Source organism: Paenalcaligenes niemegkensis, assembly GCF_022230885.1.
In the GTDB taxonomy this organism is placed as follows: Bacteria; Pseudomonadota; Gammaproteobacteria; order Burkholderiales; family Burkholderiaceae_B; genus Paenalcaligenes; species Paenalcaligenes niemegkensis.
Genome location: NZ_JAKGCT010000002.1, coordinates 136842 through 148067 on the forward strand (window position 1 = coordinate 136842; position 11226 = coordinate 148067).

An 11226-nucleotide genomic window follows, 5' to 3' on the forward strand; every position below is an offset into this window, starting at 1 on the left:
ACACAACAATGTCCAATAGTCTTTTAAGGTTAAGCTCTAAGGTTCTTTAAGCAGGCGAGTAACAAAATAATTGCAAAAAACACTATTTGGCACGGCAAGCCGATGCGTCAGCGCACTGGAGATTAGCGCTCATGCCTAACGCTGAGATCTGGCTGGCATTAAGCCACCCCTTGGTTGTTGCGCTACTGGGCAGCGCCCTCCTGCTCATCTGGTACAGCGATATAAGCCGTCCCCGTTATATGCTTTATCTTGGCGTTGCCTATCTGGCCTACAGCGTAGCAGTAACTTTGCAGATAACCGGTATTCCATCCATACAGGCAATCAATGTAATGCTCACCGGGCCCCTGTACATGGTGGCTGTGATTCTGCTTACTCATGGGTTAATTGCGCTATCAGGGCGCCCCTACCCTTATTGGTTTCCGATCGTGGTTGTCAGCCTGATGCTGGTAAGCCGACTCTATTTTGTACTGTTTGACGATAATACCCAGCTGCGCTTTTATCTGCTACATGCTGCTGTCACTATGATTCTTCTTCATGGCTCGGTCCTGGCTCGTCATTTGCTCAAAGGCCGTTCTTCCGAAAAAGTGCTTTATTTATCATTTCTGCTGTTGGCGTTAAGCAATACGCCACGCACCTTGCTAGCACTCACACGTCCGGCTCACAGCTATGGCTTTGACTCAAGTAGTTACTGGCTGATCACCCAACTATCCATCTATGTTTTTGCGATTGCCTTTGGCCTTTCCCTGATTCTGACGATCATGCAAAAACGCATTATTACCCACAGGGTTTTAAGCGAGACTGACTCTTTGACCGGCCTGCGTAACCGACGAGGGTTTTTCGACACCGCTGCGCGTATGACAAGCAGTGTCGATTACTACACTATTCTTGCCGCCGATATTGATCGTTTCAAGGCGGTTAACGATAGCTATGGACATGCCATCGGCGATGCCGTCCTGATTGAAACCGCAGCCGTAATTAAAAAAAGCATAAGACCGGGTGACGTTTCAGGTCGTATCGGAGGCGAAGAGTTCGCTATTTTCTTGCCGGATACCTCGCTGGAAGATGGCCACAGGGTGGCTGAGCGACTGCGCAAAAACTTCGAGGAGTTTATTTTCCTTGAAGACCAAATAGACCTCAAATGCACCATTAGTCTGGGCGCTGCCACATTTAACAGTGCGACCCCTATCGCTGACGCCCTGCTAAGCGCTGACAGGCTGCTCTACCAGGTCAAGGCTGAAGGGAGAAACCGCGTGGTCAGTGCTTCCCCTAATCCTGCCTTGATTGAGTACCCGTCAGGTTTTTTAAGGCACCTTATTGCTAAGAGCCATTGGTGCCGGATAAAACAAATGTGCCGACAGCAAGCACACTGTCGCCAACTTGCTGGTAAAAAGCTCGTCGTGACTCTACGCGCTTTGTAACGGGGCTAAACCATTGATAATCGATTTGCTGAATATTATTCGGACTGGCTGTATCGAGTATTTCGGCCAAAAAAGGCTTGCCCTGAATATCGGTGACATGGTCCAGCGGCTGGTCATTTAAGCTTGGAGTCACAGGCGTCCAGAGCACAGTTCGCTCGGCCTTATCCAGAACAAAGACGTATTGGTCAGGATTTCTAAAGCCGCTTTGCTTATTGCGGAACTTGCGTAAAGCCAACACCGGATTTTTAAAGTACTCACTGACCGCGACGTCCAGCAGGTCCTTTGCACTTTCCTCAGTTGAGAATCCAGGAAAATACCCTGCTGCAATGACTATATTATCAACCACACGAAAATAGCTAATCTTGGAGTCCGCCCCTGCGTCGGCTGGATTAAACCAAAGATACTCTACCTTTCCCTCGTTCGCCGTTTTTGCACTATCCAGCATCTGCTTGAAAAATGGATGACCTTCTTCATCAGTCAGATCCAAAACATTTTGCCCAATCAATGCCGCTGACCACCCTCCGCTTGATAACAGCACACCGCCGCGACTCAGACTAAACAAATACAACTCATTGTCAGTAAAGCCGGGATCGCTATTGAAATCGTTGACCCCAGTGATTCCGTTTTTCTGTATATGCTCTACCGCGGTATCAAGCAAGCTATGTACGCGCTTCTCTATTGCCAAAGTGTCACTGAGAACAGTGTCTCTTTGCTGGTTCCTGGCTTGACTTTCGCCAGCAGAAACCCCGCCGGCCAAAAGAGCGGAACTCAATAGACCGAAAACCAAGCCACGCGCCAATAAGCCGGAATACAATCTGCGCGTATTTTTTCTTGTATTTTGCATAATTAATATCCCATTAACTCAGGCAGCCACAATGCTAAGCCTGGGAAAAATGCGATGATGAAAATTGCCGATACCAAGATCAATACAAACGGCAACGATTTCATCACAATTTGCTCAACCGTTGCTCCACCGATTCCCGACGCAACAAATATATTTTCTCCCAAAGGCGGTGTAATGAAACCAACGGATAAGGTACAAATAACTACAATACCTACATGCGTTGGATCTATGCCCAGCATATAAGTTATAGGTAACAGAACGGGCACCAGAATCATAATGGCAGCTAGAGTTTCCATGAACATGCCGACGAACAAAAGGAATAAAATCAGAATTGTCCAGATAATGTAAATATTATCCGTCCAGCTAATGATTGATTCTGCCAGCATCGCTGGTATGCGTTGCTCGACCAGCAAACGGCCAAAGACAGTAGCAGCGAATAGAATTAGCAGTACTCGTCCAGAAAGCCAAGTGGTCGTTCTCAAAGAAAAGAAGATTTTCTTGAAGTTTAATTCTCTATGTACAAATATGCCTATAAATAGAGTATAGAAAATAGCTACCACGGCCGACTCGGTAGGCGTAAAAAATCCAGCATAAATACCGCCTAAAATCAGTACTGGTGCCAGAATTGACCAAAACCCACGACGCACTGATACCCAGACCAGGCTTTTATTCCACCCGTCTTCCATACCTTTGTAATTCTTTTTCTTGGAAATAATATAGTTCATTACCAGTAGGCTTCCGGCCACAATACACCCGGGAATGACGCCTGCAATAAACAGCTTCGATATGGAAACCGAGGAAAATGGCCCATGCATGCTGATCGCTTCGGGCGGCGGTCTTAGCCCTAGAGCAGATATCCCAAAGATAACCAAGGGAATTGAGGGTGGTGTAATGATCCCTAGCCCACCCGCCGATGCAGTCACTGCCGACGCATAACTAAGATCATAATTACGCTTAGTCATTGCCGGAATCATCAGCATTCCGACCGCCGCCGTTGTCGCTGGACCAGAACCTGATATTGCGCTAAAAAACAGGCAAGCCAGAATCGTCGCTGCACCCATTCCCCCGTGATAGGACCTGCCAGGCTTTCAGCAATATCTACCAGTCGCCTGGAGATCCCTGCTGCCTCCATAAGAGCACCTGCCAAAATAAAGGCTGGTAGCGCCATCAGTGGAAAACTTCCCACCGACGTAAAGGCAATTTGTACAAAAGAAATTGGGTTCTTGCCTAACACCAGAAAAGCAGCCATGGCGGCACCAGCAAGTGACACCGTAATAGGCGCTCCGATCAAGAGCAATATAATAAAACCGCCAAATAACAGACCGACTATTTGCTGTTCCATTTTTATGCTCCTTTAGCCATACTGGTTTTTATTATTTTGGTTGTTTTTTTTATTTTTTCCAGCTCCAGACTTTCAGGATCAATAATTTCAACGGATTTAAACCAAATCAGATAGTTATTCCATAAGATTCTCAATGACATGAGAAAAAATGAAATAGGCAAAACCATAAAAAAGTATTTCATTGGAATGCCTGTAGTCTGAGATTTCCAAAACAAATTCATACGATTAAAAACAAAATCGTAACTTAACCAAGAAAAATAAAGGTTAAAGATCACCCAAACAAGATCAGCAAATGTTTCTGAGACTTTTTTTACAATAGGCGGAAAAAAACCAAACTGAAAAGTAACCCGATTATGAGCAGACATCTTCGCTGCAACTACGGCTCCTAAATAGGCGAACCACACAAACATATAGGTAGCAACTTCATCTCCCCAAGGAATTGAATAGGAGAAAAATTGCCGCACTATAATTTGTGCAAATAACAAAATAACAAAGGAGCTAAGTAGCAAACCACATACATACTCTTCAATATGATTAAGCAGGTGCAACAACACCTTTTTGATTGACATAGAGGCCTCCGCAAACATTTGCCAGACGAGCGTCATATCTCCTCTCTGACTCCTGCCTCGGGCAAGAGTCAGACAGAGGAAAACAGGTGTTGAAAGATTAACGGCCTAAAGAAGCCAAGATTTTATCCAGCCTTTCTTTACCACCAATAGCATCGTAGAACGCAGGCCAGACTTTGGCAGTTGCGGCTTCTATCCACTCTTTCTCATCGTCTGCAGGGTCACTGATTTCCATTCCAGCAGCCACTAACTCATCTTTAATTCGATTTTCAGTCTCCGCCAAATAGGCGTAGCTGTGCTCAGTTGCCTCCATGCCCGCATCGAGAATGGCTTGCTGTAACTCTGGCGTTTGCTGTTGAAAAATCGACTCGCTAACAACAAGTGGCTCTAAAGAAAATAAATAACGAATATTGGTGACGTATTTCTGCACCTCCTCAAATTTCATCGCGGAAATAGTGATGTAAGGGTTGTCTTGCCCATCCGCTACTTGCTGTTGCAGCGCCGTAAATGTTTCAGTCCACGCCAAAGGACTCGGATTAAGACCCCAAGAGTTATAGGTCGCAATCATCAGCTCATTTCTGGGCACGCGAATCACCAAGCCCTTTAAGTCGGCCAATGTCTTTACGGGACGCTTGGAATTTGTCAGCACACGAAAACCCGAGTATGACCAGCCGACAATTCGTACGCCTGCATCACGTATCGTATTTTCGGTTAGCTCTTTACCCACTTCTCCCAGCGTCAGTTGCTTGGCTTCTTCTGCACTTTGAATCACATAAGGAAGTGTCAGCACCGCCACGCTGGGCGAAAAAGGCGTGACGTTGTTGATCGCTAAAATAGAAAAGTCCAACAAGCCCATTGCGGCGTCATTTACCGTGTCCTGCTCATCACCTAGCTGGCTGTTGGGAAACAAGTCTACTTTCACGTTACCGTCTGTTTTCTTGTTCAGACTCGCTGCGAACGCTTTGCCCAGTTCATGCTGCGTGCCGCCAGCGGCATCGCCAATTGCGACTTTAAATGTGGTTGCGCTTACCACCCCCGCAACAAATAAACTGGCTGCCAACACCACGGAACCCTTGAGTAAGGTTTTAAGTTTCATTTCTAGTCTCCACCCTCTTTAAGAGGTTTAGTTATTGACCTAACAAATACCAGACGACAACAAACTGATGCCTGTCTGCTTTACAGCACCTCGTCTTTCAAGTGATACCAACGATAGAGGAACCGTTGACCAAAGCGTCTGAATGGTGCGAAAGCTTCGGACTCTACCATCTCTTTAACATTAGGATGAGGCAAACGATCTTTGAAAATGGGCAGGTCCAGCTCTTGCCCCTGGCCTGCAATCCACTGAGCCATCCGTTTTCCTGCCTGAGCCGAATACATCACACCGTTGCCACCGTAGCCCATGGCATAAAAAATACGTTGCGCAGGATCTGGCTGAACAATGCGCGGCATCATGTCATGGCTGACATCAACCCACCCCCACCAGGAATAATCCAGCTGGATACCTGTGAGTTCAGGAAATTTTCGATGTAATGCCATACGAAGAAAATCCTCGTATTTCTTTTCAGGTGCATGCTTGCCCGTGATAGCGCTTCGACTTCCTATCTGCAGGCGATTATCGGGTAGCAAGCGGTAATAGTTGCGCAATATGCGAGTATCGGTGAGCACCTGATGGGTATAGAACTTACACGCCTGAATTTCATCGGCAGTCAGTGGCCGGGTAACCACCGAATTGGACAAAATAGGAAGCAATCGATTTCTAAACTCTTTATGCAACCCATTTGAGGTGTAGCCGCCCGTGGCGACACCCACCGACTTCGCCTTGACAACGCCGCTGGGGGTACGCAAATAGTGGTAGCCATTGCGGGTTTCCCACCCTTGTACCGGACTTGATGGATGTACTGTTGCACCTAGTGCACGTGCTTTTTTCAGATAGCCAAAAGCCAGTTTCCCAGCATGAATGCCGATTCCCTCAGGCTCATGCATTGCCCCCTGCGCCTCATGGTCATTAACCCATTCATTACGTACCGTCCCGGCATCCAGAATCCGTGCGTTATAGCCAAAGGTGTTGCGCAGTAGCTCTGCCTCTTTCTCGAGGGCCGGCATGACACTCTTGCGATGAGCAATGTATAGATGACCTCCGGGTTGCGGTTCGCAAGCTATATCTTTAATAAGTTCCTTAAAGTTTTCCATGCCCTCCACGCATTCGCGATGCATCTTCAGCGCTACATCAACACCCCAGCGCTGTATCCATTGTGAACGCTTCAAACGTCCGGAAGCACATTGCGCCTGGCCTCCATTTCGCGTACTGCAGCCCCAAGCGGTACGATTGGCCTCAAGCACAGTCGCTTTAATGCCATGTTCCTGGGCAAGATAAATAGCAGTGGTCAAGCCTGTAAAGCCGGAACCGATAATGGCTACATCCACTTCAATGTCGTGGGTGATCGGGCCATCGTCAGCAGGCGGTTCGCCCGCCGTTCCCAACCAGTAGGTAGGTGCATAGTCAGTTCCCATACCCGGGTTTTTAGCGACGAGCGGATCATAGGCAGGATCATAAGTACGCTGAGCAGGCGTTGCCATCTTGTCTGACGTGTCTTCAATAGGACTGGCTGCTGCTTCTACTGCTATCGTCATGACATCAGCTCCCACTAACAGCAGGGCGATTTTTACGAAAAGCGTTCTTTACCGAAATTTTGTCACCCTCAAAAGTAAACAGATCAACCATTTGCGCTTCATGCCTCGCGCCATTCAAGTCTGTTCCTTCGAAACGCGAAGTAGACATCGCCTGATTTTCATTGAGTACATAAAACTCGCCGTCTAGCCAGGCCGCGTCGGGGAAGTTTTGCCAGGCAGCCTCAAAAGCGGTGCGTACCTTCTCGCGACCAGTGTGTTCAGTGCCCATGACGTCCGGCCCAGCTATCGTAAAGAAAGTGCACTGATCTGCCATCATGCTCATGATGATGTCAATATCATGGTCATTCCAGGCTTGGGTATAGGCCTTAAGAATTGTCAGTTTGCTATCGCTCATTATTATGTCCTCTGAATAAATCTTAATGTGCTGCCGGAGCCGACTCGGTGTGTATGAGTCCGGCAGTAGGCGAAGAAGCTTCGGCTAAATAGTGTTTTTTTGCCATGCGGCCGGCTAAGTAGGCATCACGCCCCGCCTGCACCGCCCTGCGCATTGCCCGGGCCATCCGGACAGGATCGTCAGCGTAGGCCAAAGCAGAATTCATTAATACTGCCTCGCACCCAAGCTCCATTGCAATCGTTGCATCTGAAGCCGTTCCTACCCCTGCATCCAGCAATACGGGTACAGAGATCTGATCGACGATAAGCCGTACATTCCAGGGGTTCAGAACTCCCATGCCAGAGCCAATAATTGAGGCCAGAGGCATCACAGCAATGCATCCGATGTCTTCCAGCATCCGTGCCTGTACAGGGTCATCAGCACAATACACCATGACATCGAAGCCATCGGCCACCAGCTCTTTAGCGGCGATCAAGGTTTCAGGCATATTGGGATACAAGTTAGTGGGACTACCAAAAATTTCCAGCTTGACTAGCGCATGTCCATCCAGTAACTCGCGGGCAAGTCTGGATGTGCGCACAGCATCGACGGCGCTAAAGCATCCGGCTGTATTGGGTAAATACGTAAACTCCTTGGGTGAGACGTAATCCAGCAAGCTAGCCTCATCTGGCGATTGTCCGATATTGGTGCGGCGAATCGCTACGGTGACAATCTCTGCCCCGCTCTCGATAATGGCGGCACGAGTTTGTTCAAAGTCCTTGTACTTGCCGGTACCTACAAGCAATCGGGACTGATATGTCTTACCTGCTAACGTAAAAGAATCTGCTGTCATTTTGCTACTACCTCTAGCTCGCCTTGTGGTGGGGCACGCCCCACCACACCCTGATTGATGCTTCGACCAGGTTGTTTAAACGTAGTCTTTATACTTGTCGAGCGTACGCACGGGTTTGCGCAAGGCATCGCGACGGAAAGGGTCGCCCAGTTCGCGTGTGCACATGATTTCAATCACGCAAGTTTTGCCTTCATTCATTTGCATATCGACCGCACGTTTCAATGCCGGACCCACATCCTCAAGCCGATCCACCACAATGCCTTCAGCACCCATGGATTTGGCGATGTCAGCAAAAGATGGACTTTCCAGCTCACCTGCTACAAAACGACGGTTGTAAAACTCCACCTGGTTTTTCTTCTCCGCGCCCCACTGGCGGTTGTGGAACACAATGGCCGTCACTGGAATGTCATGACGAACAGCCGTCATAATTTCCATCATGCTCATTGCCCACGCCCCATCACCCGCATAGGCAATCGCCGGACGCCCAGGAGCAGCCGCTTTGGCCCCGATAATAGTGGGTAGTGCATAGCCGCAGTTACCGAAGCTCATCGGAGCAAAGAAACTCCGCGGCTTTTCAAAACGCAGGTAGCTGTGAGCAACCGAGTTGATATTTCCAATATCTGTGGAAACCATCACATCTTCAGGCATCGCTTTTTCCAGCTCACGCAATACCTGACGAGGATGCAAATACTCGCCGCCATTAAAGGTTTTCTCTTTGGCGTTTTCTGCAATCACATCCAGACTGTATGCATCTTTTTCGTGCGTCCAGTTATTCAGTTCTTCTTCCCACGCCGCCTTTTCATCAGCAATGGTTTTGGCTCGCGCGTCTTTTGTAGCGTCGCATGCGAGATCTTCTGCGGCCAAACGTTTGCTCAGTTCTACTGCCACTGCCTTAGCATCACCGCAAATACCCACAGAAATTTTCTTCACCAGCCCCAGGGCTTTATTATCAGCATCGATCTGGATAATCTTGGCCTTCGTAGGCCAGTAATCCATACCATATTGCGGCAACGTACCAAAAGGGCCTAAGCGCGATCCCAAAGCAATAACAACATCAGCCTGGGCAATGAGTTTCATTCCGGCCTTCGAGCCCTGATAGCCTAAAGGACCGCACCATTGGGGGTGGCTTGCCGGAAAGGAATCGTTATGCTGGTAGCTGTTCACGACCGGGGCGCCCAGGCGCTCGGCGAGTTCAATGCATTCCTGCACGGCATCCCCCATAACCACACCGCCCCCTGAAATAATGACAGGAAACTTGGCATGACGAAGCAGTTCGACTGCTTCATTTAGCGATCGCTCACCACCATGACCACGATCCAGTTTTTGTGGTTCGGGGATTTCACATGTAATTTCGCCGTAGAAATAATCACGTGGAATATTTAGTTGAGTGGGTCCCATTTCACTCATTGCACGATCAAAACAACGCGCCGTGTATTCGGCCATACGAGCCGGATTAGTGACATGCCCCTGATACTTGGTGAACTCCTGGAACATGGGGAGTTGCTGGCACTCTTGAAAGCCGCCCAAGCCTATCGTGTTGGTACCTGCCTCAGGCGTGATAATCACAACTGGGCTATGAGCCCAGTAGGCAGCCGCAATTCCTGTCACGCAGTTGCTGATACCCGGACCGTTTTGACCAATAACCATACCGTGGCGGCCCGAAACGCGGGCATAGCCATCAGCCATATGCGCTGCGCCCTGCTCATGCACAACCGGGATCAGCCGAATGCCAGCAGGAGCAAAAATGTCCATGGCATCCATAAATGCCGATCCCATAATGCCAAAGATATCGGTAACGCCATTGGCTACCATCGTCTCTACAAACGCCTCAGAGGGCGTCATGGTGGTTAACCCCGTTACAACCTTGCGATTATCTGCTACCTGGCTCATCGACTTAATTCTCCAAATATGAACTGGCATACATGCCACACTTGCTAAAACCATCTTTTCAAGACTTTCCAACAGTCTTTTCGAGATAAAATCAGCCTTTGCACTAAATTAACACAAAAAACGATATGATTTGTGTCGTTTTCATGAATAATATATGATTAACCCTAACTCAAAACCAAAGAATCAAGGTAAACCCCTATAAAAATCCTCATGAAAAACATATTTAGGAGCCGGAAATGGAGAATAACCTCATAATTCCAGAACGTAAAGTTTCAATTAAAGAAACCTTCGGCTTTGACAGCAGCCATGAAACTCTGGCCTTTGCAGAGCCGACTGACTATGTGCCCAAAATTGACCACGCCTATAAATTTGACCCTGACGTCACGCTTTCGCTGTTGGCTGGTTTCAACAATAATCGGCGGGTGCTGGTTCAGGGACGACACGGAACGGGGAAATCCACCCACATAGAACAAGTCGCTGCCAGACTGAATTGGCCATGCATGAGGGTGAACCTGGATGGCCACATCAGTCGACTTGACCTTGTTGGTAAAGATACGATCCGGCTTAAAGATGGCTTGCAAGTCACTGCTTTCCAGGAGGGTGTAATCCCTTGGGCTCTGCAGCGGCCAATCGCTCTGATTTTTGATGAGTATGATGCTGGTCGTCCTGACGTAATGTTTGTCATCCAGCAAATTCTGGAACAGGACGGGCGGTTTACAATGCTCGACCAGAACAGGGTGCTGACCCCTCATCCCTACTTCCGTCTTTTCGCCACGTCCAATACAGTGGGGCTGGGCGACAGTACTGGACTCTACCGCGGCACCCATCACCTCAATCACGCCCAGATGGATCGCTGGAATATCGTGGCAAATCTTAACTACATGGAGCCAGCACAGGAGCTTTCCATCGTGCTGGGCCGGGTTCCGTCCAAAGACACCGGGCAAGGCCGCCAAGATATCGCGGCGATGGTAGCGTTGGCCAACCTGACGCGCAATGCCTTTGCTGCAGGTGACATTTCAACGCTTATGTCCCCACGCACTGTCATCACCTGGGCGGAAAACTGCACCATATTCAAAAACAGGCAACGTGCTTTCGTTGTCTCTTTCCTGAACAAATGCGACGAGTCTGAGCACATGATCGTCGCGGAACTTTACCAGCGCTGCTTTAACGAAGAACTTGCGCTCTAAGCCTCCCTCGGGCAACTGGCACTTTACTACTAAGGTGAGAAATGTCTGAACCTTCAGATTTATTACGCAAGCAGCGATTATTGCGAGAGCTCAGCGCATCAGTAACGCGGGCTTTGGCAAAC

The 11226-nt window shown here is 48.6% G+C and carries 9 protein-coding genes and 1 pseudogene; 2 read left to right on the forward strand and 8 right to left on the reverse strand.

Annotated features, from left to right (window positions below; genetic code table 11):
• Nucleotides 1–131: 131 nt before the first annotated feature.
• Nucleotides 132–1418 carry a GGDEF domain-containing protein gene (locus L1889_RS02400; RefSeq protein WP_238663720.1) on the forward strand — a complete coding sequence of 429 codons (1287 nt, stop codon included), beginning with the start codon at nucleotides 132–134 and terminating at the stop codon, nucleotides 1416–1418.
• On the opposite strand, the gene L1889_RS02405 is transcribed toward L1889_RS02400, so the two are convergent.
• The 8 genes and pseudogenes from L1889_RS02405 to xsc form a co-directional block, all read right to left on the reverse strand.
• Nucleotides 1318–2262, reverse strand: coding sequence for a cache domain-containing protein (locus tag L1889_RS02405; protein ID WP_238663721.1), 945 nt, complete (start codon nucleotides 2260–2262; stop codon nucleotides 1318–1320). The genes L1889_RS02400 and L1889_RS02405 overlap by 101 nt on opposite strands.
• 2 nt (nucleotides 2263–2264) lie before the next feature.
• A pseudogene (locus L1889_RS02410) lies at nucleotides 2265–3604 on the reverse strand (TRAP transporter large permease).
• A 2-nt stretch (nucleotides 3605–3606) separates the two neighbouring features.
• Nucleotides 3607–4209 (reverse strand): TRAP transporter small permease, encoded by a 603-nt coding sequence (locus tag L1889_RS02420; protein WP_238663724.1) that lies wholly within the window; start codon nucleotides 4207–4209, stop codon nucleotides 3607–3609.
• Nucleotides 4210–4270: 61 nt separating this feature from the next.
• Nucleotides 4271–5266 carry a TRAP transporter substrate-binding protein gene (locus L1889_RS02425; protein ID WP_238663725.1) on the reverse strand — a complete coding sequence of 332 codons (996 nt, stop codon included), beginning with the start codon at nucleotides 5264–5266 and terminating at the stop codon, nucleotides 4271–4273.
• A gap of 80 nt (nucleotides 5267–5346) precedes the next feature.
• A complete protein-coding gene (locus L1889_RS02430) occupies nucleotides 5347–6747 on the reverse strand; it encodes an NAD(P)/FAD-dependent oxidoreductase (RefSeq protein ID WP_238663882.1) in 1401 nt (466 codons plus the stop codon).
• A gap of 58 nt (nucleotides 6748–6805) precedes the next feature.
• A complete protein-coding gene (locus L1889_RS02435; protein WP_238663726.1) occupies nucleotides 6806–7195 on the reverse strand; it encodes a nuclear transport factor 2 family protein in 390 nt (129 codons plus the stop codon).
• A gap of 22 nt (nucleotides 7196–7217) precedes the next feature.
• Entirely contained in the window at nucleotides 7218–8027 is an 810-nt protein-coding gene (locus tag L1889_RS02440) for a thiazole synthase (RefSeq protein WP_238663727.1), read from the reverse strand.
• 75 nt (nucleotides 8028–8102) lie between these two features.
• Nucleotides 8103–9917 carry a sulfoacetaldehyde acetyltransferase gene (gene xsc / locus L1889_RS02445; RefSeq protein WP_238663728.1) on the reverse strand — a complete coding sequence of 605 codons (1815 nt, stop codon included), beginning with the start codon at nucleotides 9915–9917 and terminating at the stop codon, nucleotides 8103–8105.
• A 236-nt stretch (nucleotides 9918–10153) separates the two neighbouring features.
• Here xsc and L1889_RS02450 point away from each other — a divergent pair, with 236 nt between their 5' ends.
• On the forward strand, nucleotides 10154–11104 hold the full coding sequence (locus L1889_RS02450; protein ID WP_238663729.1) for an AAA family ATPase: 951 nt from the start codon (nucleotides 10154–10156) through the stop codon (nucleotides 11102–11104).
• Nucleotides 11105–11226: the final 122 nt, after the last annotated feature.